The organism is Sulfitobacter sp. CB2047, from assembly GCF_000735125.2.
In the GTDB taxonomy this organism is placed as follows: Bacteria; Pseudomonadota; Alphaproteobacteria; order Rhodobacterales; family Rhodobacteraceae; genus Sulfitobacter; species Sulfitobacter pontiacus.
Map to the genome: position 1 here is coordinate 1305454 of NZ_CP072613.1, position 26057 is coordinate 1331510.

Sequence of the window (26057 nt, forward strand, 5' to 3'; positions counted from 1 at the left end):
ACGTATCTCCTGCGTTAAACCTGCCATAAAAGATGATGTTATGACCTATATCGTTAACGATGCCTGTATCGCCTGCAAATACACTGACTGCGTTGAGGTATGTCCGGTGGATTGCTTCTATGAGGGCGAAAACATGTTGGTCATTCATCCCGATGAATGCATCGACTGCGGCGTTTGCGAACCTGAATGCCCCGCAGACGCGATCCGCCCCGATACAGAGCCGGACATGGAGAAGTGGGTTGAATTCAACCGCAAATACTCCGAACTGTGGCCCGTGATCATCACCAAGAAAGACCCACTGCCCGAGGCAGAGGAACGTGATGGTGAACAGGGCAAGCTGGAGAAGTATTTCTCTGAAGCACCCGGCGAAGGCGGCTAAGCGATTCGCACTTGGGTGCATGGGGTAATCGCTGCGTGTGACGCCACCTGATCCCCTTTATTTATTCGATTAACACGTATTTGATCGAATCTATGCGGCCCCCCGCTTTCGGGGGGGCTAATTTTGTGATATACGTTGTCGCAAATGATGATACCTACGCGCCAAATCTCAACCGTTTTGCACAGGTTGAACCAGAACATCTGAAGTTATGAAATGAGGCTGACGGCTCTTTGGGCCGGTCGGCCTTTGTCGTTGTGACAGCATATTTACCCATGCGGGCCGTCCCCGCGCCCAAGGAGCCACTGTATGAGCAAGTCGAAGAAGCTAGATTTCCGCCCGAATGAATTCGTTGTTTATCCGGCGCATGGCGTTGGTCAGATCATCTCGGTCGAAGAGCAGGAAGTCGCGGGCATCTCGCTGGAGCTGTTCGTGATCGCGTTCGAGAAAGACAAGATGACGCTGCGGGTCCCCACCCATAAGGCGACAGAAATTGGCATGCGCGCGCTCAGCAGCCCTGACGTCATCAGCCATGCGATGAAAACCCTGAAGGGTAAGGCCAAGGTCAAACGCGCCATGTGGTCGCGCCGTGCGCAGGAATATGAGCAAAAGATCAACTCCGGTGATCTGATCGCCATCGCCGAAGTCGTACGCGACCTGCACCGCACCGACGACCAGCGCGAGCAAAGCTATTCCGAGCGTCAGCTGTATGAAGCCGCGCTTGAGCGTCTGACCCGTGAAGTTGCCGCCGTCGCCGGTGGGGACGAACTGGCGGCCTCCAAGCAGGTCGGTGATGTGTTGGAAAGCCGCGTCGCCGCCGCCTGATCGCAACCGTTAAATTTAGAAAAGCCGCGCCTGATATCATATCGGGCGCGGCTTTTTGGTGTCTGAAGGGCGAGGGGGGCACTACCCTTGGGTCTTATCCTCTTGGTCAATCCGGTTCAGAAAAGCGGTTTCCAAATCCTTTTGCAGCTCTTTCGCGCGCGCCACATAGGCTTTGTTCTCGCTTGGTGGGATGTCAGGGCGCCACAGGGCCGCCAGCTCGCGCACAGACGCACGGTCGTGCGAATAGAACATCCGCTGCGCCTCTGCCGCCTCGTAATCGGAGAGCCCGAGGTTTTCCAATACATAGCGCCCCGCCCGAAGCGAGCTGTCGAACATTTCGCGCACGATGTCATTCGCGCCGGCCTGGTATTGTTGGTACACATCCGTCCGGTCATGGGCACGGGTTACGATATGCAGGTCAGGCCGTTCCTTGCGCGCATAGGCGATAAGCTGCAAGGCCGACTTGGGATCATCCAGCGCGACAACCAGAACCTTGGCATCGCGCAGACCGGCCTTGCGCAGAATATCAGCGCGGGTCGGATCGCCCAAGAATGCCTTGAAGCCAAAGCGGCGCATGACGGCGATGGTTTCGGGGTTGTGGTCAAGAACGACGGTGCGAAAGCCACTGGCTTGCACCAGACGGTTCACAATCTGCCCGAACCGCCCGACACCCGCGATGATCACGGTGCCTTGCTCGTCAATCTCGTCCGCAACGATGGGGCCGGATTTCGTATCCATCCGTTTGCTGATCTGGTCATAGGTGATGAACAGCAGCGGTGTGATCAGCATCGATAGGGCGACGACCAGCAACAATGTCTCGGCCACGTCATTGGGCATGACCCCCGTGGCGACCGAGAAGCTGACCAGCACAAAGCCGAATTCACCCGCCTGCGCCAGACCAAGCGCAAAGAGCCAACGGTCGCGCCCTTGCAGCTTGAACAGGGTGCCAAGCCCGTAAAGGATCAGGCCCTTCACCAGAATAACCAGCAGCGCCATCCCGACGATGATGATCGTATCGGCGAACAGCAGATCAAAGTTGATACCCGCCCCCACGGTGATGAAGAACAGCCCCAGCAGCAGCCCTTTGAACGGCTCGAGGTCGGTTTCCAGTTCGTGCCGGAATTCGCTGCTGGCCAGCACCACTCCCGCAAGGAAGGCTCCAAGCGCGGGCGACAGGCCCACCAGCATCATCAGAAAGGAAATCCCGACGACAATCAGCAGGGCCAAAGCGGTATACATCTCGCGCAGCTTGGCGGCGTGGATAAACCGGAAAACGGGGCGGGTGAAAAACACGCCGGTGATGATGATCCCGGCAATGGCACCCAAGGTGACCAGCGTGATGGCCCAACCCGGCAGCCCCTGCACCAGTGAAATTGCCGCCTGCGCGGTTTCCGCACCATGACCCGCCGCCGCAGGACCATGCCCCGAGGCTGCCTCTGCCCCGTGGGCGGCATCCTCGGGGTTCACCGAGATCGATCCGTCGGGCCGCATTTGCGCGGGCAGCTGCGCCACAAGCAGCGGCAGGAACGCGAGGATCGGGATCACCGCGATATCCTGCGTCAGCAGCACCGAAAAGACGGACCGACCGCCCGCTGTTTGCATCAAACCCTTTTCTGAAAGGGTTTGCAGCACGATCGCGGTTGACGACAGCGACAGCGTGAGGCCGATCGCAATCGCCACACCCATCGGTTGGTCATAGGCCATCGCGATGCCCATCAGCGCCGCAGCGCTAAGCACGACCTGCATCCCGCCAAGCCCCAGCAGCCGGTGGCGCATGTTCCACAGGGCGCGGGGTTCAAGCTCTAGCCCGATGAGGAACAGCATCATCACGACACCAAATTCGGCGAAGTGCTGCAAATCCTTGGTCTCCGATCCGACCAGCCCGAAGGCCGGCCCGATCAGGATCCCCGCCGCGAGATATCCCAGCACCGACCCCAGCCCCAGACGCGATGCGATGGGAACCGCAATCACCGCCGCAGCGAGATAGATCGAGGCTTGAAACAGGAAACCTTCCATAAGGGGCATACTTTCTTTGTGTCGGGCAGGCCCCGAGCGGGTCAATCAGGTGGGCAAGGGCCCGTCTCGTTTAAGCTGATCCATAACGATCTGGCTATGCACTTTTGCGACAGCACCATGGGGGAGCAGCACATCATGGATGAGGCGGTTCAGGCTGGGCAGGTCTGCACAATAGACGCGCAGCAAATAATCCGCATCCCCCGTCATCGTCCACGCGCTAACGATTTCGGGGCGGGTGGCCAAAAGCCGCGCAAAGCTGGCGGAATGTTCGGGCCCGTGGGTGCCCAGATGGACCTGCACAAACCCCTGTACCGTCAGCCCCAACCGTTCGGGGTTGAGCCGGGCCGTATAGCCTTGGATATACCCTTCGGTTTCAAGCCTTTGCCGCCGCCGACCTGCTTGGGACGGGGATAGGTGCAGCTTCTCTCCCAACTCTTGAGCAGTGAGATGCGCGTTCTTTTGCAGCGCCGCCAGCAGGCGTTTATCGATATCATCTAATGTCATGCGGTATTCTCACATAGAATGATAAAACCATGCGTCAACCCCGCGCGAATAGCCAGTCACACTTGTATGTTTGCGCAAAGATAGCGTGGTTCCGGCGATAGACTGCGCACGAACGCTATCAAAGGAGCATCTCATGGGCCCGTTTCCGCATGACGCCGAAAAATCCAAAATCACCGATGAAAACCCGGCCGGCACCGACGGGTTCGAATTCGTCGAGTTCGCCAGCGCCGACCCGCAGGAGCTTCGCGATCTATTTACCCGTATGGGCTATGCCCATGTGGCGAACCACAAAACGCAGAAAATCGAACTCTGGCAGCAGGGGGACATCACATATGTGCTGAACGCCGACCCTGACAGCTTTGCCGCAGGCTTTGTGGCCGAGCATGGCCCCTGTGCGCCCTCAATGGGCTGGCGGGTTGTGGATGCGCAAAAGGCGCTGGACCACGCTGTTGCCAAAGGGGCGGAGGAATATACAGGCGCAGGCAAGGTGCTGGATGTGCCCGCGATCAAGGGGATCGGCGGGTCGTTAATCTACTTTGTGGATCAGTATTACGACACGTCGCCCTATAACGAGGAATACGACTGGATCGCGCAATCCAAACCCGCTGGTGTCGGTTTCTACTATCTCGATCACCTGACGCACAATGTCTTTAAGGGAAACATGGACGTCTGGTTCAAGTTCTACGGCGATCTGTTCAATTTTCGCGAAATCCGGTTTTTCGATATTGAAGGCAAGTTTACCGGCCTTACCTCGCGCGCGCTGACATCTCCCTGCGGCCGCATCCGTATCCCGATCAACGAGGATCGCGACGAGAAGGGGCAGATCGTGGCCTATCTCAAGAAATACAACGGCGAGGGGATCCAGCACATCGCCGTGGGCGCGCGGAACATCTATGATGCGACGGATGCCATTGCGGACAACGGATTAAAGTTCATGCCCGGCCCGCCCGAGACCTACTATAAGATGAGCAAGGATCGCGTCACCGGCCACCAAGAGCCGCTTGATCGGATGAAAAAACACGGCATCCTGATTGACGGGGAAGGGGTCGTCGATGGCGGCGAAACCCGCATTTTGCTGCAGATATTTTCGAAAACTGTCATCGGGCCGATCTTCTTCGAGTTTATCGAGCGTAAAGGGGACGACGGTTTTGGCGAAGGGAACTTCAAGGCGCTGTTCGAGAGCATCGAGCAAGAACAAATCGACAGTGGCGAGTTGAGCGAAGCCTGAAACGATAGAAAGCCGCATCTTCGGATGCGGCTTTTTCATGTAGCGAGCAGTCAGATCTTGCGTGGCTTAGCCGCGCGGCATCTTAAGCACGACATCGCGCCCGCGGCGGTTATACCGCAATTCGGCCTCGCCAATCGCGGAGACGCGACCGCCATCCAGACGATCCCCGACGGCAACCTTCTGGTACCGCCCGTTGCTCAGCCGGATTAAGGCGCGGCGGCTTGAGGGTTTGCCGTAGACCCCGATCAGATTGATTTGACGCAGTTTGATCGCATTTTTCACAGTTGCCTGCTTCGATACGGAGGCTTTCGACGGCACCGAAGGCTGTACCACCTGTGGCGTGACCGCAGCCGGCGCACTGGCGACCGTCACAGGCGCAGGCTGCGCCCGTTCGGCCCGACGTACGATGCGCGAAAAGTTACCGGGGCGCGTGTCTGGTCGCTTGGACACTTCTGTCGCGTATTGCGTCGCGTTGTTCACCGGCTCTTGCGGCAAGGCGGCTTTGATCGCGGCGGCTGCGGCCTCTGCTGCGGCGTCAACCTCGGCCTGTTTGGCTGCAGCAGCGGCCTTGATGACATCGGCGCTGCGCAGGGTAGGGCGGAACGCGGCAAGTTCGTTGCGGGTCACCCCGCCCAGATTGGCGCGCTCGTTCTGTTCGGGCAGATCTTCGGGGCGCAGCTTGGGGCGAAAGCCGAGCAGGGCGGCAACAACCGTATCCTCGACCTCTTCCTCTTCGACCGCACCGGGGCGGGCGAGGGTCGCAGGGGGCACACGGGCCGGTTGCCCGGCGAAAACCAAAACCCCATCCGCGTTCAACGTGCCATTCGGACTTGGAACAACCAGACCACGATCATCCAGCGTGAACGACGTGCCCGCCGCCGCCGGAGGGGCCGAGCTGATATCGACTGTATCCCCGCCAAAGGACGCGAGCGTCGGCAGTGCAACAGCGTCATTCGAGGTGCTGACGGGATCGATGCTGGTCATGAACAGATCATCCAGCGTCACCATCGACGGCGCTTTTGGTGTCTTTGGCGCGATGGCCCAAATGCCGGTTGTCGCGTATTTCGCTTCGATTTCCTGCGCGGTCAGCTCGCGTGGTTGCAACTGCTGTGGCACGCGCATCGCGTCCAAAACCGCGCCGTCTTCATCGCTGAGGGTGGGATCAAGCGCGGCGACAGTGGTGCCAGCCGTATTCTCGGGCCGGGCCTGCGGTATGATGGGGTCCTCGCGGCTTTCCACCTGCTGTTTGACCGCCGGCTCCGGTGGGGGGGCAGAGGCGGTCTGCGTGGTGTCACGACTGCCAAAAAGCCGCGAAAGCGCTAACCCATCATCAAGGAAGACAGACGCCCAAGCTGCGACGCCCGCGAGGAACACCAGCAAAGCTGCGGTCAGGACCAGCCCCAAAAAGCGCGGCTTGCCGCCGATGGACTGCTCTTTGCGGGCCCCGAAAACGGTCATCTGGTCGACTTCGCTGGCCCCCGTGGCAAGGGCCTTGCCGGGAATGGGGGCCGCTTTTGCGGCAATTGGTTTGGGCGGAGGTGGTGTCGCGCGGGGCTTGCGGCGTTTCAGAAAGCCGAAAGGCGACGACTTGGCGGGCTGTGTGGGTTTGGCACCGGTTAACGAACTGCTATCGGGGACCGGCCCGCCCGTGTGCGACAAAGGCTGCACGCTACCGCGCGCGGCGGCACCCGCAACGATGGGCGCGCTGCGTCGGCTGGAAAAATCCGCGGGGGCCTTCGTAGCGGCAGGTGCCGCGGGCGGGGCTTTGGAGACGGCGGGCGCGGGCTTGGGTGTCGCTGCCGCATTTTTTTCAACAGATGGGGCGGCTGGTTTCTGTACCGCGGGTGCCGATGCCTTTCCAGCTGACGCTTCGGGCGTTTGGGCGTGGGCGGGGGGCGACGCCTTGCTTGGCGGGGGCGTCACCGATGGGGACGCGGGTGCAACGCGAGGCGCGTCAAGCTTTGCCGCTTTGGGCGCGGGGGCGTCTGCTGGTTTCTGGCTTGCAGGCTGAGGCGCATCAGCCGTCTTTGCTTCCGGCTTTGCAGCATCAGCCGCCGGAGCATCCGACGTGCTGTCACCCTCCTGCGACGCATCCGCCGTCACATCATCGGCCTTCCCGGGGCTTTCCGTCTCAGCAGCCGTATCATCTTTCGGGGGCGAAGTATCCTCCGGCGGCAGCTCCACATCGCCCAGGATAACGAATGGCCCTTTGTCACGCTCCACAGAATCGCCCGGCTCCAACCATTTGGGGGCGGAGTCTGTTGGGCCGAAAAACGCCTCGCCGGTAAAATCATGATCGTCGGACTGGGCGGCAAAGCTGACGGGGTGAAAACGATGCTCGGTCGCGAAGGCTTCGGCCTCGGTCAGTGTTTCGCGGGCGACGGCGGCGATATGTGTGCGGGGGCCGTCATTGCTGATGTCAAAGACCAGATCTTCGACGGCATAGGGCGTCGCGCCATCAAGGGCCACTTCGGCCTGTTCGCGCCGCGCCTGATCGCTAAGCCCTGCGGTGTCGATCGTCATGTATTTGATTTGATCGTTCGGAATCAGCAGCTTACTGCGCAGGCCGCTCGGCTCTAGCGCGGTGGCGGTGCTGCGCAAGGCGGCCAGTTGGGCGGCCATATCCTCCGCGTCGACGGACACTTCGCCCACCTGCCGCCATCCATCAGGGGCGCGATGCAGCAGGCGAATACCTTCGAAGGAGAGAGACAGTGCAAAATTGGGCTTCATTGGAACGCTTTTGACTAGAGGCATTGGGACGGTGGGACATTCGGACGGCAGCAGATTGCCAATACCATGCTGATCGCCTGCAAAACAGAGCGCCCGTTCACAGCAAAAGAATAGAGCAGTAGTTTGCTCATGAAAAGAGCGGAGCGCAGAGGAGGCTTGCGGCAACTTAGGCGGGAGGTCACATATGTTGCCAAGGAATATCACAGTAAAAAAAGGTCATGAATATGCGAATGTTGAAAATTGCCGCGATCGTCTGTGCCGGTTTCGCGTCAGGGGCGTTGGCGCAACAAACGCCGCAGGGGATCACCGTGAATGGCGAGGGCATTGTATCGCTTGCCCCTGATACCGCGACGATCCGCTTGGGCGTGAGCGAGCGGGCGGCCTCTGCTTCGGACGCAATGGCGCAGACTTCGGAAAAAGTGCGCGGCATTCTAGACCAATTGGACACATTAAAGATCGCGGGCCTCGACCGTCAGACCAGCGGACTTTATCTGCGCCCCGTCTATGACAACCGCCCCCGCGAAGATGCGTCCCCGGTGGAAGTATCGGGCTACGAGGCGGGCAACACTGTTAGTGTGACGGTTCGCGATCTAAGCAAACTTGGGCAATTGCTGGATGCGGTCGTGGCCGAGGGCGCGAATGATTTTAACGGCTTGCAGTTCGGCTTGCAGGATAATGCAGCGGCGCTGGCCAAGGCCCGAGAGAGGGCCGTTGAGGATGCGATGGCGCGTGCGCAGCAGCTTGCAGATGCCGCTGGCGTTAAGCTTGGTAAACTCACCAGCATGTCCGAATCGAGCCAGGGTTTCCGCCCGATGGAAATGCGGGGTGCCCAGATGAAAAGTATGGATATGCCCATAGAGACCGGAGAGATCGACATCAGCGCGCAAGTCACGCTGCAGTTCGAAATCGCCGAGGCTGACTAACCCTCTGCTGCCTCGCGGCATTTGAAGGTTTGAATGGGTAAACATACCCCCGCCGAAGGGTTGCTTTGGCGGGGGTCTTTTATAGGTCGTAGCTTAAGCCGTCGCTTTAGCCAGCGCTTGATCAAGATCGGCGATCAGGTCGGCGGCATCCTCTGTTCCGATGGAGACGCGCACAACATTCGCGCCGGCGCCCGCGGCTTCTTGCTGCTCGGGGCTAAGCTGTCGGTGCGTGGTGGAGGCAGAGTGGATGATCAGCGACCGGGTGTCGCCAAGATTTGCGACATGGCTGAAAATCTCCAACGCATTTACCAATTTGACGCAGGCGTCGTATCCGCCCTTCACCGCAAAGGTGAACAACCCGCCGGCCCCTTTGGGGCAAACGCTTTTCGCACGCTCGAAATAGGGCGAGGATTCGAGCCCCGCATAGGTGACATAGTCGACACGGTCATCATTCTCGAGCCAAGTCGCGATTTTCTGGGCGTTTTCTACGTGGCGTTCCATGCGCAGCGAAAGTGTCTCTGTCCCCATCAGGGTGTAATGCGCGGCCTGCGGGTTCATTGTCATGCCAAGATCCCGCAAACCGATGGCGATGCCGTGGAAGGTAAAGGCCAAGCCGCCAAAGGTCTCGTGAAAGTTAAGACCGTGGTAAGCAGGTTCCGGTTGGCTCAGCGACGGGAATTTATCATTTGCGGACCAATCGAACTTGCCTGAATCCACAATACAGCCGCCTGTTACCGTGCCGTTGCCGGTCAGGTATTTCGTCGTCGAATGTACCACCAGAGTCGCGCCAAGTTCGATCGGGCGGCACAGGTAGGGTGTCGCGGTTGTGTTGTCGATGATCAGCGGAACGCCTGCCGCATCCGCCACGTCGGCAATGGTACGTACGTCCATGATGTAGCCGCCAGGATTGGCAATGGCTTCGCCAAAGATCGCACGGGTATCGTCGTCAACCGCTGCTTTCACGGCATCAACGTCGTCAAAGTCGACAAACTTGCAAGACCAACCGAAACGTTTGATCGTTTGGCTGAACTGCGTCACCGTGCCCCCATATAGACGGGTGGAGGCGATAATGTTTTTGCCCGGCCCCATCAGCGGGAACAATGCCATAATCTGTGCCGCGTGCCCGGAAGAGCAACACACGGCACCAACGCCCCCCTCAAGCGTGGCGATGCGTTCCTGCAAGACAGCAACGGTCGGGTTCGTCAGGCGGGAATAGATGAACCCCACCTCTTGCAGGTTGAACAACGCCGCCGCGTGGTCCGCATCGCGAAACACATAGGCCGTGGTCTGGTAGATCGGCGTCTGCCGCGCACCGGTCGCCGGATCAGGTTTGGCCCCTGCGTGTATCTGCAGGGTATCAAAACCATAGTTGGGGCTATCTGTCATCGTCGTTCTCCCTAAAATTGTCTTCAATATGGTTAGGTGAACCGATGTGAACGCACAAGCTGTAGGTCGCTTCTGTAACGCTTAGGAGGTTGTTTACCGACTCGGATGAAATGCGGTCGACGCTACCGCATCCAGTAGCCGTTTGATTTCAAACGATTCCGAATAGCCTGCTCTTTGCGCGGCAAGTTGTCCTGATCAAAGAGAGCCCGCGCCTTGCGACCGCGGCCTTGATAGACCATCCGCTTGATCGGCTCCGAACCCTTGAAAACTTTCTTCAGTTTATTTGGTGCTGCAATCGTTTCTAAAGTCTCAACGACGTGGTCCGGTTCGCGTGCGTAAAGCAAGGGCAGCAGGCGATAGTGGCAGCTAACAGACCCGTCGATCAGCCCGTCAGGCAAGGTATCGCGCGCCCCACCAAGCGCGTGAATCACCAGCGGCAACGCGACTTGGTCAAGCCAAGGGTCAAAAGACTGCGCGCACAGCTCTTCCGGCGCGTCATCGCGGATCGCCAGGGCATAGTGCAAAAACTTTTCACCAAATTCGTGAGGGCAGCGATAGAAAAAGAAGCCTGCGTTGAAATACAGATACCGTTGCCAATAGTCGTCGGGCTGAGACAGGTCGAGGCTGCTGTCAAAATCTAGGTCAAACTTGTCGTAAAGGGATTTCCACAGACCGGCGTATTGTGGTCCGTACAGCTGGGGAACAGGCCATGTGTTTGTGCGCCGCATGGATGCCATCGGGCGGTCAAAGTCGAAGGGGACCGACATCAGGTCGCCAGTGATCAACGTGTCCGTATCGAAGAAAACGAAGGGCTCAGCTTTTGGAAGCGCATTGAGCATTTCGATTTTATTTCCATATGGATAGCTCTCGCCGAAGTACTTTGTGTCAAACGGGATCACCTCTGCGCCAAGATTGTGGAGCGCGCTGATAACATCGGGGTTCTTGATTCGTGGATCTCCCGACCAAAGCGGGCCGGGCTGCGGCTCCATCACATAGAGGTTGCCCGAAAAATGGGGGCTGTGGTGGCGCAGTGATGCGGCAAACAACAGAGCCTCATAAGCCAGCCGCCCGTGTTGCCCGACGATCGCGATGTTGAAAGCCTGATCCGGCCGGGAAGCATGGGACACGGGTCACCCCTATCATTTCGTATGCGTTCTAAATGCATAAGATGTGTCACAAATTCACATCGGAACACAATGTATCAAACGGCTGTGCCGCTATACTTGAGGATAGTCGAAAAGGGGAAAGTGGTGGGCGACCCTGGAATCGAACCAGGCGTGCGTCTCCGCGAGGGAGTTACAGTCCCCTGCCACACCTTGCGGCCTGTCGCCCACTTTCACCCTGTGCATTGCACCGGATGTGAAGGCGTGATTACAAGCGGGCAGTATAGGCGTCAAGGCGAAAACCGGCGCGAAATGCAGGGAATTTTACCTTGCGATGAAAGATAGAAGGTTCGGCGATGAAAAAACCTAAGTGGGTTGTGCAAAAAGAGCAGGAAAAGAAGGCAGATGCGAACCAAACAGTTTGGTTGTTTGGCCTTCATGCGGTGCGCGACGCGCTGGAAAATCCCGCGCGTGAAAAGATTAAGCTGATGGTCACGCCGAATGCTCAGATCAAGCTGGAAGAGGCGATTGCCAAGGCCGGCATTGAACCAGAGGTCGTTGATCCGCGAAAATTTCGCCCGCCGCTGGACCCCGGGTCCGTGCATCAAGGAGCCGTACTAGAGGTCAAACCGCTGAGCTGGGGGGCGCTCAAGGATGTCTGCATCGGGGCTGAAGCACCGCGCGTGTTGCTGCTGGATCGGGTGACAGACCCGCATAACGTTGGTGCAATTCTGCGGTCCGCAGAGGTATTAGGCGCATCGGCGGTTGTGGGCATGCGTCATCACGCTGCGCCCGAGACCGGGGCGCTTGCGAAAACAGCGAGTGGCGCGCTGGAGCGGCAGCCGTATTTGCGTGTCCGGAACCTAGCCGACGCGATCAAGGAGCTTCAATCGATGGGGTATCTTGTTCTTGGTCTGGACGGCGAAGCCGATATGACCGTCGAATCTGCACTGGAGGGGAAGCGCGACCGTCCGGTGGCGCTTGTGCTGGGGGCCGAGGGGCCAGGTCTGCGTGAAAAAACCAAAGAAACCGTCGATGCGCTGGTCCGAATCGACGCAGGGGGCGGGTTCGGTTCGCTAAACGTGTCAAATGCAGCGGCAATCGCGCTATATGCGTCGCGGGATCACAGCTGAGCATAATTGCATGAATTACCCGACAAAAATCGCGACATGCTGTTTTTGCGGCAGCAAGGCAGCGCTGACATTGGGGGCAGGGCGGCACGAGCTGGCTTGCGCACAATGCGGCGCACCATTGCATGATCTGAAACAAATTCCGCTCCCTCGCGATTCTGAAAAGCCCAATACCAGCGGCAGGCCTGCGGCGGGGCTGCGGAAATTTCCACATGCCCAAGCGGCAGCTGCTATTCGCAAGCCTAAGCATCGAAAAGTGAAGAAAAAGAAAACCTGGATCACAAAGATCGCGAGTGAGGTCGCGGATGTGATCGACGATATATTTGACTAGTTTACGCTGTCAGAAGCGAGATTCGGCGGAAAATGGCTGGCGCATTCATCGTTTCTTCACGGATTTGTCACATGCACTTTGAATGGAGCAAATCGTTCCTACCTATCGTGTATGACGGCGAGTTTGGAACTCTCGCCGATCACCTAACTGTCCCTCGTTCCATACCTTTGCGCCCTCACGTTTATCGTCGAGGGCGCTTTTTTTGAACCGTTAGGGGTTTAGTAAGAGGCATGACTTACACCGATACCCAATTGAAAAATATTCTGACGCAGACGAAGCGTATCGCGGTCGTGGGGGCTTCGTTGAACCCGGTTCGGCCAAGCTATTATGTCACGCGATATTTGAAGACCAAGGGCTACGATATTGTTCCGGTAAATCCGGCGCATGCGGGGAAGACACTATTGGGGGTAACGGTGGTTTCGCAGCTGTCAGACATCGAGGGTGGCGTTGACATGGTCGATATTTTTAGACGGTCAGAGACTGTGCCAGAAATCGTTGACGAGGCATTACAGGTGTTTCCTGATCTGGCGACGATCTGGATGCAAATCGGGGTGCAGCATTCTGAAGCTGCCGCAAAAGCGGAAGCAAAGGGCGTGACCGTTATTCAAAACAGATGCCCGAAGATTGAATATCAGCGCCTTTTCGGCGAATTGCGCATGGGAGGCTTTGCAACGGGAATAATCTCTAGCAAGCTTTGACCCCAGTTTGCTACGCGTCACAAAATATACTGTGGTAAACGTGCCCCGTGTTAGCGGGCGGCTTTTTCAGCGAGGCCGCTTTGCGCCTGTCGGCGGCTCAGTTCATCCAGTACATCTGACAGCGCAACGTCGCGGGACGCGAGCATGACAAGCAGGTGGTACAGCACATCTGCGGCTTCCGACGTCAGGCCAGCTTTATCGTCCTTCACGGCCTCGATGATCGCTTCGACCGCTTCTTCACCGAATTTTTCGGCGCATTTCTCGGGACCTTTTGCCAAAAGCTGCGCCGTCCAACTGCTTGATGGATCAGCAGTTTTTCTTGATTGGATTGTTTCAAATAGATCGTCGAGCGTCATGAGAGCCTCATTGGGATACCGGCATCAGCCATGTGTTGTTTCGCCTGAGCGACCGTAAATTCGCCGAAGTGAAAGATCGATGCTGCGAGCACCGCTGAAGCGCCGCCCTGAACGACGCCATCGACAAGATGATCCAGCGTTCCGACACCGCCAGAGGCGATGACAGGCACAGAAACCGCGTCGGAAATCGCGCGCGTTAGCGGAATGTTAAACCCTTGCTTGGTACCGTCACGATCCATGGAGGTAAGCAGAATCTCTCCTGCGCCTTTCTCTGTGACCGTCTTTGCGAATTCGACGGCATCTATGCCCGTGGGTTTGCGGCCACCGTGGGTGAAAATCTCCCACCTTCCGGGGGCGACGGTTTTCGCATCGATGGCACAGACGATGCACTGGCTGCCGAATTGGTCTGCTGCCTGCGCAATAATGTCCGGATTAGCCACCGCGGCAGAGTTAAAGCTGACCTTGTCGGCACCAGCCAAAAGCAGGGCGCGAACATCTGCAACGGTGCGTACACCGCCACCTACAGTAAGCGGGATATAGCAGTGTTCGGCTGTGCGTGTGACCAGGTCGAACATGGTACCACGGTTTTCGTGTGTGGCGTGGATATCAAGAAAACAAAGCTCGTCCGCCCCTGCAGCGTCATATGCGATCGCTGCGTCAACCGGGTCACCGGCATCGCGCAAGCCAACAAAATTAACGCCTTTGACAACGCGACCATCGGCGACATCGAGGCAGGGAATAATACGGGTCTTAAGCATGTCTTCTTTCTCGCGACGGGGCAGCGGAAAAACCCGTTGGAGGGCTGTCTGCCCTCCAAACCACCCGAGGATTTGAAACCATTTGGAAACTCAGGCGAGGGCCTTCAAAGCTTCGCTCAGGTCGATCGCGCCATCATAAAGCGCCCGGCCGGAAATGGCACCGGATATCACGCCAGTTTTTTTCAGCGCCTCAAGGTCGGCAAGGGAGCTGACGCCCCCGGAGGCGATGACAGGAATATTCACGGCACGCGCCAAAGCGGCGGTGGCGTCAATGTTTGGACCGCCCATGGCCCCGTCTCGCATGATATCGGTGTAGATCAGCGCCGCGACACCTGCATCTTCGAAAGATTTAGCGAGATCTGTAACCATTACGTCGGTTTCCTCAGCCCATCCCTTGGTTGCCACGCGACCATTTCTGGCGTCAATGCCGACCGCGACCTTGCCTGGAAAAGCACGCGCTGCTTCACGCACCAAAGCGGGATTTTCTACCGCGACAGTGCCCAGAATGACGCGTGCGAGACCCTTGTCCAGCCAAGCTTCGATCGTCGCCATATCGCGAATGCCGCCTCCTAACTGGGCGGGGACGTTGCAAGACTTCAAAATCGCTTCCACCGGGGCGGCGTTGACCGGCGTCCCTGCGAAGGCACCGTTCAAGTCCACCAAGTGAAGCCAAGTGCAGCCCGTATCCACAAACTCACGGGCCTGCGCCGCGGGGTCATCGTTGAAAACAGTGGATTTTTCCATGTCGCCGTGCACAAGACGAACGGCTTGGCCGTCTTTAAGGTCAATAGCGGGGTAGAGGATCATAGTGTTGCCCTTGGCATTGGGGGAGTTGGTTTCAATTGCCACGGCGGGCGGGTTTTTGCAACGCGGCAGAGGTGTCCCCTACGTCAAGCTTGCCTGAATCGTCGTATTCGCTTCAATCTGAGAGCATATCGGGAGGATATATCATGAAAAGAACGATTATTGCGGCCATCGTTGGCATTGGTTTTGCAGGAACAGCCATGGCTGCCGACCCGGCGGTTGGCGTTTGGAAAACGCAACCGGATGACGGGGCTTATGCGCATGTCAAAATGACGCCCTGTGGTGGGGCGATCTGCGGTACGATTCAGCGGACGTTCAACGCGTCGGGCGAATATAAGTCCGAAAATATCGGAAAGCAGTTGGTCATCGACATGAAACCTGACGGGAGCGGCAAATATGCAGGTAAGGTTTGGCGACCTTCAAACAACAAAATCTACATCGGCAAGATGACCGTCGCCGGTAACAGCCTGAAACTGTCGGGCTGTGTCGCGGGCGGGTTGCTGTGTTCAAAGCAGGACTGGCAGCGGGTCCAGTAAGCTTCATTTCCATCCCAAATGAGTGGGATTTGCGCGAATCGGGACGCGGGTGTAGACTATGCCCGCGCCTTGGTTTTTTGGTGCGTTGCTAAAAAGCTGTAAGGCATGTGTCGCTTGGGGGAGTGATACGATGTTTTTAACAAAATATATTTTCTATGCTGCTATTTTTGCAGCTTCTTCGACCACTGTATTTGCTGATGTAGTTGAAGGTGTCTGGAAATCTGCGCCGGATGTTAACGGATTGGTTGTTCACGTACGGGCGAAGCCCTGCGGGCCTGCGTTATGCGGCACCGTCGAACGTGCCAAGGATCGGCGTGGATATGACAAACGCTCTACAGCGGTTGGCAAACGGGTCTTCTGGGATATGAAGCCGCAACCAGACGGAAGCTATGTCGGCACGTTGCTGGAGCCTTCTGCCTCAAAAAAACATAAGGCGAAGATGTTGGTCGACGGCAATGCGATGCGGTTACAGACCTGCACAGGAAATGCTTGCGACGAAATGATCTGGACCCGCCTTCGGTAGAAGGCGGTGCCCGGTTCAGGGGCGCCAGTTCAGAAAGTTCGCAATCATACGAAGGCCGGTTGTCTGGCTTTTTTCCGGGTGGAATTGCATGCCGATCATGGTGTCACGGCCGATAACAGCAGTGACGTCACCAGCATAATCGACATGCGCCAACCTCTCGGACTCGTTCTGTACATCCATATGGAAACTATGGACAAAATACGTGTGATCCCCGGTTTCGATTCCGTCGAAAACGGGGTGAGGGTGGTCTATGACAAGGTCGTTCCATCCCATATGCGGTACTTTTAGGGATGGGTCGCGTGGCGTGATCTTGGTCACGTCGCCACTGATCCAGCCTAGGCCTGCTGTGTCTTCATACTCGCGCCCCATGGATGCCATCAACTGCATGCCCACACAGATCCCGAGGAAGGGGCGGCCCTTGTCGACGGCGGATTCAACCATGGCGGCATAGATGCCGCTTTGGCCTTTCAGCGCGGCCATGCAGGAGGGGAATGCGCCGTCGCCGGGCAGGACAAGGCGGTCGGCGCGCGCCACGACATCGGCGTCAGCGGTGACCACTACATCGCCAGCATTACACTCACGCGCCATCCGTTCGAACGCCTTATGCGCCGAATGAAGGTTGCCCGACTCGTAATCGATAATCGCAGTTAACATCGTTACAGCGCACCCTTGGTCGAGGGGATATCAGAAGATTTCCGAGGGTCGGTTTCTACCGCTTCGCGCAGGGCGCGGGCGACAGATTTAAAGACGGCCTCGGCGATGTGGTGGCTGTTCAGGCCATGCAGCATATCAATGTGCAAGGTGATCCCGCCATGCGTGCTGAGCGCCTGGAAAAACTCCCGTACCAATTCGCTGTCGAAATTCCCGATTTTTGCAGTCGGTAGGTTCACATTCCAGATCAAGAAAGGCCGCGCCGAAAGATCAAGCGCGGTACGCACCAAGGCATCGTCCATTGGGAGCAGGCACGCGCCGTATCGGCGAATGCCGCGTTTGTCGCCCAATGCGGTGCTTAGCGCTTGGCCCAGCGTGATCCCCACGTCCTCGACGGTGTGGTGATCATCAATGTGAAGGTCGCCGTTTGCGCTGATTTTCATATCGATCAGCGAATGACGCGCCAATTGATCCAGCATGTGATCGAAGAACCCGATGCCCGTGTGGTTGGCGTAGGACCCTGTCCCGTCGAGGTTGATTTCGACGCTGATCTCGGTCTCTGCGGTCGAACGATTGATGGTGGTCTGGCGCATATGAATATCTCCGTCTTTCGGGCTCTTATAGCAGGGCAGGCCGTCGCGCCAAGACAAAGCGTTTCGATGCCGATCGGTCCCAATCAGCGATTGCGGCTGTTGCCCCCTTATGTCAGCTTGGACGTGTTGTAACCAGCCTAAGGCCTGTCCATGTCTACCTGCGTTTTTATCCAGATCCGGTGCCGGCCCGGCAGTACGTATCGCGTTGCCGAAGAGGTCGCGCTGCGGGAAATACACTCCGAGCTGTATTCAACCTCTGGTGATTACGATCTTTTGATGAAGCTTTATATTCCTTCGGGAAAAGATATTGGCGTTTACATCAACGATAACCTTCTGGACATCGAAGGGATTGAACGTTCACTGACAACGATGACGTTCAAAGCGTTTTGAGGCTCCTGCTTTCTGCGCTTCTTTGCGGATCTGTTCTTTGGGGGCCAGCGCATGCGCTTACCTATGAAGGGGAAGAGGCCGCGGCGCTGCGCTGCGCCAATATGATCGCCTATACGGCGGTGACCTTGGCGCGTGCGGACATGATCGGTGAGGATGAGAAGACCATCATGCTGGGCGTAACGGTCCTGATCCTAGAACGCCATGTGAGCGGCACACGGGCGCAAAAGAAATCGGCCATGGGCAAAATGCGCGACCGCCGCTCGATCGATCAGACGCTAGAGGATTACCGCAAACATGCGGCGCAGTGTCTGGTGCAATTCCCGATCAACTAGGATCAGGCGGCGGCGCATTTGCTCGCATAGCGCATTTCAGCCCGCGATAGCGCCCGTTCGAAGGTCTTTTTCACCCGTTGCGTCCGGTTCGCATTCGGCGCAATGGGCGTGCCGACTGACAGGCTGATGCTCTCTTGCTTCAGATCATCGCTTAGCAAGTTCAGCGCATCCAGCTTGGCCTGTAGGCCAGCCTCCATCCGGTCCCATTCGGGCAGGTTCGGGTCGCGCGTGATACACAGGAAGGCACCGTTGCCTTCGTAGGACATCAGCAGATGGGGGCAAGTGATGAGGTCGGTCAGGGTTTCTGCCACGCTGGTAAGGAGGTGAAGAAAACCCTGTTGTGACGTTTCCTCGAAAATACGTTCCGCATCATCAATCGACACGCCGAAAACCTGATAGTTGTCCAGTTCGCTCCGATCGAGCTGCGTAATGTAGTTCCCAAGGGAGAATGACAGGATCAGCCTGCCGACATTCGCCAAAAAGACCTTGTCGGCCAGTGTGATATCTTCAGCTACCTGTGTGCCTTCTTTGGACAGGTCGCTCGCGTCGATGCGTTTGATGGTCTTGGATGACACCAAAAGACGTTCGGCCACGCGAATGCGGTTGTAGATGTCCTTCAGGTTAAATGGCTTGGCGATGTAGTCGTTCGCACCGGCGGCAAACGCTTTCTCGATAGAGATCGAATCTGTCTTCGCCGTCAGCATCAATATCGGTTTGTCCTCATACCCGTGGACAGTGCGAATTCTTCGGCAAAGCTCGATCCCGTCCATCTCCGGCATATCGACGTCCAGCAGCATGCAATCGAATGGCACCTTCTGAGCTTTGATCATGTCGAGAGCAGCCGGACCCGAAGGGGCAGTGTGCAGATCGTTCAGGTCTGCCTGTTCAAACATCGCGGGAAGGAGTTCTAGAATGAATGGATCATCGTCGACTGCTAGAATTTTCAATGTGGTCTCCTTCCAAGATTTGCTTCGGGGTTCCGAGGCAACCTATGTCGAACTCCCTAAACGATAGTGAACAAAACCGGCAACAATATGACTTTTTAAAAAATTCACCCTGTGCGGGAACTATGGGCATTTGTGGCACGAAGGTGAATAGATAAACGTTAACGTCGGAAAACTTCATGGCGCTGATGCCGTAAAATCGGCATAATTTTCGTCTATTCGTCGCGAATACGCCTAGCTCAACGGATCCATGTAATGAAAACCACTGTTCTAACGATTTCCCTCGCCGCTGCCGTTCTTGTTTCAGGATGTGCTGCGCCCACTGCCGATCGCGCTGCGCAATTCGGCCCTTCGTCCGGCAAGCTAAGCTTCAAGGAAAACCGTGAGAATGACGCCGGTATGGTGGAGCAAACCGCCGCGCTTGACGCGTTGATGCGCGATATTGTCCGCAACTCCACAATCAAGCATGCCGCGGTTGGTGCCGCGGTGGGCTGCGGTATCTCGGTGCTTGCCGCATCCGATGCCTCGGGCTGCCTGCGAGCCGCTGCGGCCGGTGGCGTTGTTGGTGCGGTGAGCGGGAATCTCGCTGGCAAACGAGAAGTCGCCCAACGGATGGAGCTGGTTTCCGCGAATGACCTTGTGCGCAGTATCCGCAAATCCAATGACCAGCTGGATGATATCACGACACATCTTCCCCAGATGCTCGCACAGCAGCAAGAAGATGTGGCGACGTTGAATCAGCTCAAGGCCTCAGGGGCGATTTCGGAGGATGCTTATGACGCGCAGCTTGCCGATATACGCACCAGCCGCGCAGAGGTCGCCGAGGCGTTGGTTCTGTCGGCCGACCAGGCGAAGCTGGCGCAGAACAACTTGGCCGAAGCGGCCGATCAGGGTCAAACCGGTTTGGAGTGGCACATTCGCGCCATCGAGCAGATGGAGCGTGAAACACTATCAGCACGATCGACGATATCTCTTCTTTAACCAGAAAATAATTGTGCCATCGGCGTTTGCTGTATGGCGGTCGTGTTCGTAGTGCCATCATTCGAACAGGTATAAGCCGACGCAGGCGGGTGCTTTCAGCGCCCGCTTTTTTTCTTTTGATCACAACGGTATTTGACTGACGTTAGGCGTCGGCAGAAACTCGTTGGGTGCCATATTGAAACATGCTCTGTGTGTGGCTCTGACGCACGCGGCTGGGGCGTTTGATCCAACTCATCAGCGATGATCCACAAGGACAGGCAGAGCGCGTAGAGCCTCGCGAATATCCACGTGCCCCAGCTTCGTTGGTACTGGCCTGAGACGCCTCAGGTGCTCTTGCAACAACGGGGGAGGGGGTATCGGGACTGTTGTGCTGTCGCCCTCAGAGAGAGGCCTAGGGAACCCTTGTAGGCCGCAGAGTGAGGCCATTCAGCGGTGAAAGCTTTGTCACGTGCCGCTAGGGCGTATCATTGTGGCGACAGTATATTTTGCGCCGTAGCCGTGCATGCTTCAACCCTGATCAGAGTTCTAGACTGGGCACCAATGAACGGACTGTTATCCGAACTGGTAAGTGTGCTGGCCCTTTGCAGGCCTGTGGACAGCTTCATTGTTTTAGGGGCCTGGAACAGCAAAAGGCCACCCGAAGGTGGCCTTGCTGTCCTGCTGGGTAAGCAGAGAACCAGTTGGAGCGGGCGAGGCGATTCGAACGCCCGACCCTAACCTTGGCAAGGTTATGCTCTACCCCTGAGCTACGCCCGCATCCTCTGGTAGGGCGTGGAATACCCATAGCAGCGGTGAGCCGCAAGAGGAAAAATAACATTTTTCGAAATTAATTTCAGACAATTTTGGAAAGCCCTTATTTTACTGGGGGACGCGGTAAGATTTTGGCTAACCGCCGATAAACATTCGTCTTTATGAAACTGTACCGAGAGCCCGGGTAGAACGAAAAAAGGCCCCAACCGCCGTTGGAGCCTCTCATTTCAATGTTGTGCTAGCTTAGTGGCTAGGCTGTTTGTCCCATTCTTCCTGCTTGGGAAGAATTTCGAACGTATGCTCTGGTGGGGGGCTTGCCAGCGTCCATTCCAGAGTGTCCGCATATTCGTTCCAAGGGTTCGCAGCTGGGCTGCGGGCCCCACGTGTCAACGTGTAGAACATAACACCGAAGAAGAAGATAAAGGACGCAAAGCTGAGGAACGCGCCGATCGACGACCACAGGTTCCAATATGCAAACGCATCAGGGTAATCGATATAGCGACGCGGCATGCCCTGACGGCCTAGGAAGTGCTGTGGGAAGAACGTCAGGTTCGCGCCAATGAACATCGCCCAGAAGTGCAGCTTGCCAGCCCATTCAGGATACATGCGGCCCGTGAACTTCGGCAGGTAGAAATAAATACCGGCGAAGATCGCGAAGACGGCACCAAGGCTCATCACATAGTGGAAGTGCGCAACCACATAGTATGTGTCGTGGTAGTAGCGGTCCACAGCTGCCTGCGAGAGAACGATACCTGTCACACCGCCAACGGTGAAAAGAAACAGGAAGCCGAAGGCCCACAGCATAGGTGTTTTGAATTCAACCGAACCACCCCACATGGTCGCAATCCAGCTGAATACCTTAACGCCCGTCGGCACCGCGATAACCATGGTGGCCAACATGAAGTAAGCTTGTTGGTTCAGAGACATACCAACGGTGTACATGTGGTGCGCCCAAACGACGAAGCCCAATGCGCCAATCGCGATGATCGCCCAAACCATCGGAAGATATCCGAAGATAGGCTTGCGGCTGAAGGTCGCGATGACGTGGCTGATGATGCCGAAGCCTGGAAGAATAATGATATACACTTCGGGGTGACCAAAAAACCACAGAATGTGCTGATACAGAACCGGATCACCACCGCCTGCTGGGTCAAAGAATGCGAATCCGAAGTTGCGATCCATCAAAAGCATGGTGATGGCACCGGCCAAAACTGGCAGGGACAGAAGGATCAACCAGCTTGTAACAAAGATGGACCAGCTGAACAGCGGCACTTTGAACAACGTCATGCCAGGGGCGCGCATGTTGAGGAATGTTGTGATCATGTTGATTGCACCCAGGATCGACGATGCGCCGGATACGTGCACAGCGAAAATTGCGAAATCCATCGACATGCCGCCTTCACGAACAGAGAGCGGAGGATAGAGAACCCAGCCCACACCTGACCCAAGCTGGCCGCTGCCGCCGGGTGTCAGCACGGAGCAGACTGCAAGCGTTGTGCCGCCGACATACAGCCAGAAAGAGAGGTTGTTCATCCGCGGGAACGCCATGTCAGGCGCGCCAATTTGCAATGGCATCAGATAGTTGCCGAAACCACCGAACAAAGCGGGGATAACCACGAAGAACATCATCAAGATGCCGTGCGCGGTGATCAGAACATTCCAAAGGTGGCCGTTTGGCGTACAGGTCGCTGCGCTATCAGCGATAAACCGCGCGCCTTCCATACACATATATTGCACGCCTGGGTGCATAAGCTCCAAGCGCATATATATGGTGAAACATACAGAGATAAAGCCAACGAGGGCCGAAACAATCAGGTACAATAGCCCGATGTCTTTGTGGTTTGTGGACATGAACCAGCGCGTGAAAAATCCGCGCTCGTCGTGATGGTCTTGCCCGTGAATGGCTGCGTCTGCCATGCGGTGCCTCCTGAGATTGGGTTGTCAACTCACGCCCCGACAGGGGGCGCGCATTGAATTAAGGTTCGTTCTAGTGCGGCTTGCCAATATGGGCAATGGCCGCCTTTGACGCAGGGCACGAAAAAAGACAGATCATTTATCAAACTGTGTCGGAGGCGCACAGCCTTGTCGTGACGGGGGGAGGAGGTGTCAGAAGTGCTCATCATGCTGGATGACATACGCCTCTAGCGATGAAGAAACCGTAAAGCCGCGGCGGAAATAGCACGAGCGCAGTGAAACGTTTGAGCGGCGAGGAACATTATCCGTCTTTGGGCGCGTATTCAGACAGCGGAGGGAAAACCGTGTCGAACTGCGCTTTCAGGGCGATATCAACGTCTTCCATCACAACTGGCAGGCCAAGGTCAACTAAAGACGTAACGCCATGTTCTTGGATCCCACAGGGGACGATCCCGGAAAAATGCTCAAGATTTGGATCAACATTTATGCTGATTCCGTGAAAGCTGACCCATTTTCTAAGTCGGATACCGATCGCCGCGATTTTATCTTCGCGAATGCCACCCTGCGCCGCGAGCGGTTTCTCGGGACGTTCCACCCAGACGCCGACGCGCCCCTCCTTGATCTCGCCTTTGATGGTAAAGCTTGCAAGTGTCGCGATCACCCAATGTTCAAGGTCTTGAACAAAACGTCTGACATCCCGGCCGCGTTTACCGACGTCCAGCATCACATAAACAACCCGCTGCCCCGGCCCATGGTATGTGTACTGTCCGCCGCGGCGCGTTTCATATACCGGAAACCGCTTGGGGTCGGTCAAATCTTCCGACTTTGCTGAGGTGCCGGCAGAATATAGCGGAGCATGCTCTACAAGCCAGACGCATTCATCGGCATTCCCCGCGGCGATAAAGGACGCGCGTTCCTCCATCCATGCTTCGGCTTCCCGGTAATCGACAAGGCCCTTGGAGGTGATCCATTCAACCATTCTGTGCGCACCATTGAGCCGAGGTAAACGAAACAGTCATTCCGCGGCGCTTACCTCTTGAATTACTTTTTGGATAATTTGCACATAATTATCGACACCCTGCGCACCAGTCACAAGGTATTTGCCCGCGAAGATCATTGAAGGCACGCCAGAAATCCCCTGCGATGTCCAAACCGACTGGCGTTCGCGAACGCGTTCTACATGGCTGCCGCTGTCGAGAACGTCCTGCGCAGAACTGCGATCCAATCCGACATCTGCAGCGACATCAACGAGGACACTATGGTCTGAAACATCCAATCCCTTCGTAAAATGTGCTTCAAACAACGCAAGCTTAAGTGGGTGCTGCAGGTTCTGATCTTGAGCCCAGTCCAGCAATTGGTGTGCAGCAAAGCTGTTGACGATGCGGCTATCGGCGTTGAAATTGAAGTCGATTCCAAGTTCAGTGCCAAGCTGCACAAGATGCGCACGGTTTTGCGCCGATTGCTCAGGCGATGCACCATATTTTTCGGCAATATGTTCGGTCAGGTTCTGACCTTCGGGGCCCATTTGGGGGTTAAGCTCGAAAGGGTGCCAGCGGATGAACGCGCCGATGTTCAAGGCGGCTAACGCCTGCTCTAGCTGGCGGTACCCGACAATACACCAAGGGCACATCACGTCAGAAACGATGTCGATCTGCAGGGCAGGGGGATCTATGGGCGCTTGGGTCATATTGTTCCTCGATTCATATCCTCCTTTAAGTTTACGTCTTCGCACTGTTTTTCAAGCCACCCCGCCCGATTGAATGATAAATCACACGAATCTGAACAAGGACTTAATCTGGCGCAATTTTGCTCTTCACTTTGTGAAAGAGTTTGTCTAAACGACCCTCACCAACCATGGCGTGCGGTCGTGGCGGAATGGTAGACGCGCAGCGTTGAGGTCGCTGTGGGGTAACACCCGTGAGAGTTCGAGTCTCTCCGACCGCACCACTGGTTGTATCATTCAAATCATCTTCGAAAGACATGGGGTCCCGGGGCGCGAGCGCCCCGAAGTATCTTTATGCATCAAGCGCTTGGCTTAAGTCGCGTTTTAGATCTTCGATATCTTCAATCCCCACCGATAAACGCAGCAACCCTTCGGGAATCCCGGTGTGGGGTTCGATCGTGTGGCGGTGTTCGACAAGGCTTTCGACCCCGCCCAAAGACGTTGCGCGATGGAAAACTTCCAGCTTACCGACAGCCTCCAGCGCCGCTGCGCCACCACCCTTTACAATGCAAGACAAAAGCGACCCAAATCCTTCCGACATTTGCCGCGTCGCCAATTCGTGGCCCGTATGTGACGCAAGACCCGGATAGAGAACCTCTTCGATTTGCGGGTGATTTTGCAAGAATTCTGCTAATTCCATGGCGTTGCGTGACATTTGCCTAGCGCGCAGGGGCAGGGTGCGCATCCCGCGGACCAGCAACCATGCTTCAAACGGGCCGATAACCGCGCCTGCATCATGCCGGTCCGCTTTGATATCTTCCCACACGCGGCCCGTGACGTCATTGGTCGCCAGAACGCCCGCCAATACGTCCGAATGGCCATTAATGCCCTTTGTGGCAGAATGCATTACAATGTCGGCACCGTGTTTAAGCGGCTGTTGCAGAATCGGCGTCGCGGCCGTGCTATCCACCACAAGCAGCCCACCCGCGCTATGCACCGCATCAGCCGCAGCCTGGATATCGACCACGCGAAGCCACGGGTTTGATGGCGTTTCGATGAGCGCCAAGGTTGGTCCAAAGCTCTCGCAGGCGGCGACAAACGCCGCCTTGTCAGAGGCTTCGACCTCTCGCAGTTCAATGTCACGCCGGGTGCAGAAATCCCGGATCCACTTGGTGGTGCCCCAGTAAATCTGGCTTTGCACCAGCACGCGCCCGCCATTTGGGACGGTACGGAAGACGGCGGCAAGCGCTGCCATGCCTGACGGGAACAGCAGCGATTCTTTCGCCCCCTCCAGTTGAGAGAGCACTTTTTCTGCAACACGTACAATATCGCTCTGATCGCGCAGATAAATGTTGTCTGCACGCAGCGGTTGGTATGCTTCATCCCGCAGATAGGTCGTGGCCATAGGCAGCGCCGGGACCACCCCGCCGGTTTGCGCATCAACCGCTCCCGCTGCTTGGGCAGCAATCGTAGCGGGGCTTAAGCGAGACGTATCAGACATTTCTTAGCGATTCCTTAATAGCGTAATATATTCAATTTGCGGCACCTTTGCCTGTCCGAAGGTAAACTGCCAGACCAGAATGGGACAAACCCGCCCCTTCTTCATTTTGCT

Annotated in this window: 27 protein-coding genes and 3 tRNA genes; 13 read left to right on the forward strand and 17 right to left on the reverse strand. The window is 56.7% G+C overall.

Annotated features, from left to right (window positions below; genetic code table 11):
- Window positions 1–40 precede the first annotated feature (40 nt).
- Together fdxA and IV89_RS06550 are read left to right on the forward strand one after the other, a co-directional pair.
- A complete protein-coding gene (gene fdxA / locus IV89_RS06545; protein ID WP_037944599.1) occupies window positions 41–379 on the forward strand; it encodes a ferredoxin FdxA in 339 nt (112 codons plus the stop codon).
- A gap of 306 nt (window positions 380–685) precedes the next feature.
- Entirely contained in the window at window positions 686–1201 is a 516-nt protein-coding gene (locus IV89_RS06550) for a CarD family transcriptional regulator (RefSeq protein ID WP_009825020.1), read from the forward strand.
- 81 nt (window positions 1202–1282) lie between these two features.
- Here the strand turns inward: IV89_RS06550 and IV89_RS06555 are convergent, their stop codons facing one another.
- Together IV89_RS06555 and IV89_RS06560 are read right to left on the reverse strand one after the other, a co-directional pair.
- Complete coding sequence (locus tag IV89_RS06555; RefSeq protein ID WP_037944597.1) at window positions 1283–3217, reverse strand: cation:proton antiporter; 1935 nt, start codon at window positions 3215–3217, stop codon at window positions 1283–1285.
- A gap of 45 nt (window positions 3218–3262) precedes the next feature.
- Window positions 3263–3721, reverse strand: a complete 459-nt coding sequence (locus IV89_RS06560; protein ID WP_005854326.1) for an Lrp/AsnC family transcriptional regulator — start codon at window positions 3719–3721, stop codon at window positions 3263–3265.
- A gap of 133 nt (window positions 3722–3854) precedes the next feature.
- On the opposite strand from IV89_RS06560, the gene hppD reads away from it, so the two are divergent.
- On the forward strand, window positions 3855–4949 hold the full coding sequence (hppD, locus tag IV89_RS06565; RefSeq protein WP_037944596.1) for a 4-hydroxyphenylpyruvate dioxygenase: 1095 nt from the start codon (window positions 3855–3857) through the stop codon (window positions 4947–4949).
- 66 nt (window positions 4950–5015) lie between these two features.
- Here hppD and IV89_RS06570 read toward each other — a convergent pair whose 3' ends face one another.
- The gene (locus tag IV89_RS06570; RefSeq protein ID WP_037944595.1) at window positions 5016–7679 is read right to left on the reverse strand and encodes a hypothetical protein; all 2664 of its coding nucleotides are present in this window, start codon (window positions 7677–7679) and stop codon (window positions 5016–5018) included.
- A 224-nt stretch (window positions 7680–7903) separates the two neighbouring features.
- Between IV89_RS06570 and IV89_RS06575 the strand changes: the two genes are divergently transcribed.
- Complete coding sequence (locus IV89_RS06575; RefSeq protein ID WP_235183797.1) at window positions 7904–8602, forward strand: SIMPL domain-containing protein; 699 nt, start codon at window positions 7904–7906, stop codon at window positions 8600–8602.
- A 93-nt stretch (window positions 8603–8695) separates the two neighbouring features.
- Here IV89_RS06575 and IV89_RS06580 read toward each other — a convergent pair whose 3' ends face one another.
- From IV89_RS06580 to IV89_RS06590, 3 genes are all read right to left on the reverse strand, one after another.
- Window positions 8696–9988 carry an O-acetylhomoserine aminocarboxypropyltransferase/cysteine synthase family protein gene (locus tag IV89_RS06580; RefSeq protein WP_037944593.1) on the reverse strand — a complete coding sequence of 431 codons (1293 nt, stop codon included), beginning with the start codon at window positions 9986–9988 and terminating at the stop codon, window positions 8696–8698.
- A gap of 122 nt (window positions 9989–10110) precedes the next feature.
- Window positions 10111–11115, reverse strand: a complete 1005-nt coding sequence (locus IV89_RS06585) for a hypothetical protein (protein WP_037944592.1) — start codon at window positions 11113–11115, stop codon at window positions 10111–10113.
- A 121-nt stretch (window positions 11116–11236) separates the two neighbouring features.
- Window positions 11237–11320 (reverse strand) — tRNA-Tyr (locus IV89_RS06590).
- Between the two features lie 127 nt (window positions 11321–11447).
- Here IV89_RS06590 and rlmB point away from each other — a divergent pair.
- The 3 genes from rlmB to IV89_RS06605 all read left to right on the forward strand — a co-directional run bounded on the left by rlmB (window position 11448) and on the right by IV89_RS06605 (window position 13250).
- Window positions 11448–12224 (forward strand): 23S rRNA (guanosine(2251)-2'-O)-methyltransferase RlmB, encoded by a 777-nt coding sequence (rlmB, locus tag IV89_RS06595; RefSeq protein ID WP_037944591.1) that lies wholly within the window; start codon window positions 11448–11450, stop codon window positions 12222–12224.
- A 10-nt stretch (window positions 12225–12234) separates the two neighbouring features.
- On the forward strand, window positions 12235–12552 hold the full coding sequence (locus tag IV89_RS06600) for a hypothetical protein (protein ID WP_037944590.1): 318 nt from the start codon (window positions 12235–12237) through the stop codon (window positions 12550–12552).
- Window positions 12553–12782: 230 nt separating this feature from the next.
- The gene (locus IV89_RS06605) at window positions 12783–13250 is read left to right on the forward strand and encodes a CoA-binding protein (RefSeq protein ID WP_037944589.1); all 468 of its coding nucleotides are present in this window, start codon (window positions 12783–12785) and stop codon (window positions 13248–13250) included.
- Between the two features lie 50 nt (window positions 13251–13300).
- Here the strand turns inward: IV89_RS06605 and IV89_RS06610 are convergent, their stop codons facing one another.
- The 3 genes from IV89_RS06610 to hisA form a co-directional block, all read right to left on the reverse strand.
- Window positions 13301–13606, reverse strand: a complete 306-nt coding sequence (locus IV89_RS06610; RefSeq protein ID WP_037944588.1) for a phosphoribosyl-ATP diphosphatase — start codon at window positions 13604–13606, stop codon at window positions 13301–13303.
- Window positions 13603–14364 carry an imidazole glycerol phosphate synthase subunit HisF gene (gene hisF, locus IV89_RS06615; RefSeq protein ID WP_005854304.1) on the reverse strand — a complete coding sequence of 254 codons (762 nt, stop codon included), beginning with the start codon at window positions 14362–14364 and terminating at the stop codon, window positions 13603–13605. Before hisF ends, IV89_RS06610 begins: the two co-directional genes overlap by 4 nt.
- A 90-nt stretch (window positions 14365–14454) precedes the next feature.
- The gene (gene hisA, locus IV89_RS06620; RefSeq protein ID WP_037944586.1) at window positions 14455–15171 is read right to left on the reverse strand and encodes a 1-(5-phosphoribosyl)-5-[(5-phosphoribosylamino)methylideneamino]imidazole-4-carboxamide isomerase; all 717 of its coding nucleotides are present in this window, start codon (window positions 15169–15171) and stop codon (window positions 14455–14457) included.
- A 143-nt stretch (window positions 15172–15314) separates the two neighbouring features.
- Here hisA and IV89_RS06625 point away from each other — a divergent pair, with 143 nt between their 5' ends.
- Entirely contained in the window at window positions 15315–15704 is a 390-nt protein-coding gene (locus tag IV89_RS06625) for a DUF2147 domain-containing protein (protein WP_005854302.1), read from the forward strand.
- A 130-nt stretch (window positions 15705–15834) separates the two neighbouring features.
- Window positions 15835–16227: a DUF2147 domain-containing protein gene (locus IV89_RS06630; RefSeq protein ID WP_005854300.1), complete on the forward strand. Its 393-nt coding sequence runs from the start codon at window positions 15835–15837 to the stop codon at window positions 16225–16227.
- 15 nt (window positions 16228–16242) lie between these two features.
- Here the strand turns inward: IV89_RS06630 and hisH are convergent, their stop codons facing one another.
- Window positions 16243–16881 (reverse strand): imidazole glycerol phosphate synthase subunit HisH, encoded by a 639-nt coding sequence (hisH, locus tag IV89_RS06635; RefSeq protein WP_037944585.1) that lies wholly within the window; start codon window positions 16879–16881, stop codon window positions 16243–16245.
- Window positions 16882–16883: 2 nt separating this feature from the next.
- Complete coding sequence (gene hisB, locus IV89_RS06640; protein ID WP_037944584.1) at window positions 16884–17471, reverse strand: imidazoleglycerol-phosphate dehydratase HisB; 588 nt, start codon at window positions 17469–17471, stop codon at window positions 16884–16886.
- A 150-nt stretch (window positions 17472–17621) separates the two neighbouring features.
- Here hisB and IV89_RS06645 point away from each other — a divergent pair, with 150 nt between their 5' ends.
- Both IV89_RS06645 and IV89_RS06650 read left to right on the forward strand, forming a co-directional pair.
- Window positions 17622–17861: an Lrp/AsnC ligand binding domain-containing protein gene (locus IV89_RS06645; protein ID WP_005854294.1), complete on the forward strand. Its 240-nt coding sequence runs from the start codon at window positions 17622–17624 to the stop codon at window positions 17859–17861.
- A gap of 101 nt (window positions 17862–17962) precedes the next feature.
- Window positions 17963–18193, forward strand: coding sequence for a hypothetical protein (locus IV89_RS06650; protein ID WP_235183796.1), 231 nt, complete (start codon window positions 17963–17965; stop codon window positions 18191–18193).
- A gap of 2 nt (window positions 18194–18195) precedes the next feature.
- Here IV89_RS06650 and IV89_RS06655 read toward each other — a convergent pair whose 3' ends face one another.
- Window positions 18196–19140: a response regulator gene (locus IV89_RS06655; RefSeq protein ID WP_081858797.1), complete on the reverse strand. Its 945-nt coding sequence runs from the start codon at window positions 19138–19140 to the stop codon at window positions 18196–18198.
- 252 nt (window positions 19141–19392) lie between these two features.
- On the opposite strand from IV89_RS06655, the gene IV89_RS06660 reads away from it, so the two are divergent.
- On the forward strand, window positions 19393–20118 hold the full coding sequence (locus tag IV89_RS06660) for a hypothetical protein (RefSeq protein ID WP_037944583.1): 726 nt from the start codon (window positions 19393–19395) through the stop codon (window positions 20116–20118).
- A 681-nt stretch (window positions 20119–20799) separates the two neighbouring features.
- Here IV89_RS06660 and IV89_RS06665 read toward each other — a convergent pair.
- The 4 genes from IV89_RS06665 to IV89_RS06680 form a co-directional block, all read right to left on the reverse strand.
- Window positions 20800–20874, reverse strand: a tRNA-Gly gene (locus IV89_RS06665).
- Between the two features lie 237 nt (window positions 20875–21111).
- Window positions 21112–22785, reverse strand: a complete 1674-nt coding sequence (gene ctaD / locus IV89_RS06670; protein ID WP_005854284.1) for a cytochrome c oxidase subunit I — start codon at window positions 22783–22785, stop codon at window positions 21112–21114.
- Window positions 22786–23083: 298 nt separating this feature from the next.
- Window positions 23084–23761 (reverse strand): lipoyl(octanoyl) transferase LipB, encoded by a 678-nt coding sequence (lipB, locus tag IV89_RS06675; RefSeq protein WP_037944582.1) that lies wholly within the window; start codon window positions 23759–23761, stop codon window positions 23084–23086.
- 36 nt (window positions 23762–23797) lie between these two features.
- Window positions 23798–24469, reverse strand: coding sequence for a DsbA family oxidoreductase (locus tag IV89_RS06680; RefSeq protein WP_037944581.1), 672 nt, complete (start codon window positions 24467–24469; stop codon window positions 23798–23800).
- Between the two features lie 174 nt (window positions 24470–24643).
- Here IV89_RS06680 and IV89_RS06685 point away from each other — a divergent pair.
- Window positions 24644–24729 (forward strand) — tRNA-Leu (locus IV89_RS06685).
- A gap of 68 nt (window positions 24730–24797) precedes the next feature.
- Here IV89_RS06685 and IV89_RS06690 read toward each other — a convergent pair.
- Window positions 24798–25946 (reverse strand): aminotransferase class I/II-fold pyridoxal phosphate-dependent enzyme, encoded by a 1149-nt coding sequence (locus tag IV89_RS06690; protein WP_037944580.1) that lies wholly within the window; start codon window positions 25944–25946, stop codon window positions 24798–24800.
- Window positions 25947–26057: the final 111 nt, after the last annotated feature.

Coding starts and splice junctions, on each gene's coding strand:
- fdxA (WP_037944599.1), top strand. CDS start 41: ATGACCTATATCGTTAACGATGCCTGTATCGCCTGCAAATACACTGAC.
- IV89_RS06550 (WP_009825020.1), top strand. CDS start 686: ATGAGCAAGTCGAAGAAGCTAGATTTCCGCCCGAATGAATTCGTTGTT.
- IV89_RS06555 (WP_037944597.1), bottom strand. CDS start 3,217: ATGGAAGGTTTCCTGTTTCAAGCCTCGATCTATCTCGCTGCGGCGGTG.
- IV89_RS06560 (WP_005854326.1), bottom strand. CDS start 3,721: ATGACATTAGATGATATCGATAAACGCCTGCTGGCGGCGCTGCAAAAG.
- hppD (WP_037944596.1), top strand. CDS start 3,855: ATGGGCCCGTTTCCGCATGACGCCGAAAAATCCAAAATCACCGATGAA.
- IV89_RS06570 (WP_037944595.1), bottom strand. CDS start 7,679: ATGAAGCCCAATTTTGCACTGTCTCTCTCCTTCGAAGGTATTCGCCTG.
- IV89_RS06575 (WP_235183797.1), top strand. CDS start 7,904: ATGCGAATGTTGAAAATTGCCGCGATCGTCTGTGCCGGTTTCGCGTCA.
- IV89_RS06580 (WP_037944593.1), bottom strand. CDS start 9,988: ATGACAGATAGCCCCAACTATGGTTTTGATACCCTGCAGATACACGCA.
- rlmB (WP_037944591.1), top strand. CDS start 11,448: ATGAAAAAACCTAAGTGGGTTGTGCAAAAAGAGCAGGAAAAGAAGGCA.
- IV89_RS06600 (WP_037944590.1), top strand. CDS start 12,235: ATGAATTACCCGACAAAAATCGCGACATGCTGTTTTTGCGGCAGCAAG.
- IV89_RS06605 (WP_037944589.1), top strand. CDS start 12,783: ATGACTTACACCGATACCCAATTGAAAAATATTCTGACGCAGACGAAG.
- IV89_RS06610 (WP_037944588.1), bottom strand. CDS start 13,606: ATGACGCTCGACGATCTATTTGAAACAATCCAATCAAGAAAAACTGCT.
- hisF (WP_005854304.1), bottom strand. CDS start 14,364: ATGCTTAAGACCCGTATTATTCCCTGCCTCGATGTCGCCGATGGTCGC.
- hisA (WP_037944586.1), bottom strand. CDS start 15,171: ATGATCCTCTACCCCGCTATTGACCTTAAAGACGGCCAAGCCGTTCGT.
- IV89_RS06625 (WP_005854302.1), top strand. CDS start 15,315: ATGAAAAGAACGATTATTGCGGCCATCGTTGGCATTGGTTTTGCAGGA.
- IV89_RS06630 (WP_005854300.1), top strand. CDS start 15,835: ATGTTTTTAACAAAATATATTTTCTATGCTGCTATTTTTGCAGCTTCT.
- hisH (WP_037944585.1), bottom strand. CDS start 16,881: ATGTTAACTGCGATTATCGATTACGAGTCGGGCAACCTTCATTCGGCG.
- hisB (WP_037944584.1), bottom strand. CDS start 17,471: ATGCGCCAGACCACCATCAATCGTTCGACCGCAGAGACCGAGATCAGC.
- IV89_RS06645 (WP_005854294.1), top strand. CDS start 17,622: ATGTCTACCTGCGTTTTTATCCAGATCCGGTGCCGGCCCGGCAGTACG.
- IV89_RS06650 (WP_235183796.1), top strand. CDS start 17,963: ATGATCGCCTATACGGCGGTGACCTTGGCGCGTGCGGACATGATCGGT.
- IV89_RS06660 (WP_037944583.1), top strand. CDS start 19,393: ATGAAAACCACTGTTCTAACGATTTCCCTCGCCGCTGCCGTTCTTGTT.
- ctaD (WP_005854284.1), bottom strand. CDS start 22,785: ATGGCAGACGCAGCCATTCACGGGCAAGACCATCACGACGAGCGCGGA.
- lipB (WP_037944582.1), bottom strand. CDS start 23,761: ATGGTTGAATGGATCACCTCCAAGGGCCTTGTCGATTACCGGGAAGCC.
- IV89_RS06680 (WP_037944581.1), bottom strand. CDS start 24,469: ATGACCCAAGCGCCCATAGATCCCCCTGCCCTGCAGATCGACATCGTT.
- IV89_RS06690 (WP_037944580.1), bottom strand. CDS start 25,946: ATGTCTGATACGTCTCGCTTAAGCCCCGCTACGATTGCTGCCCAAGCA.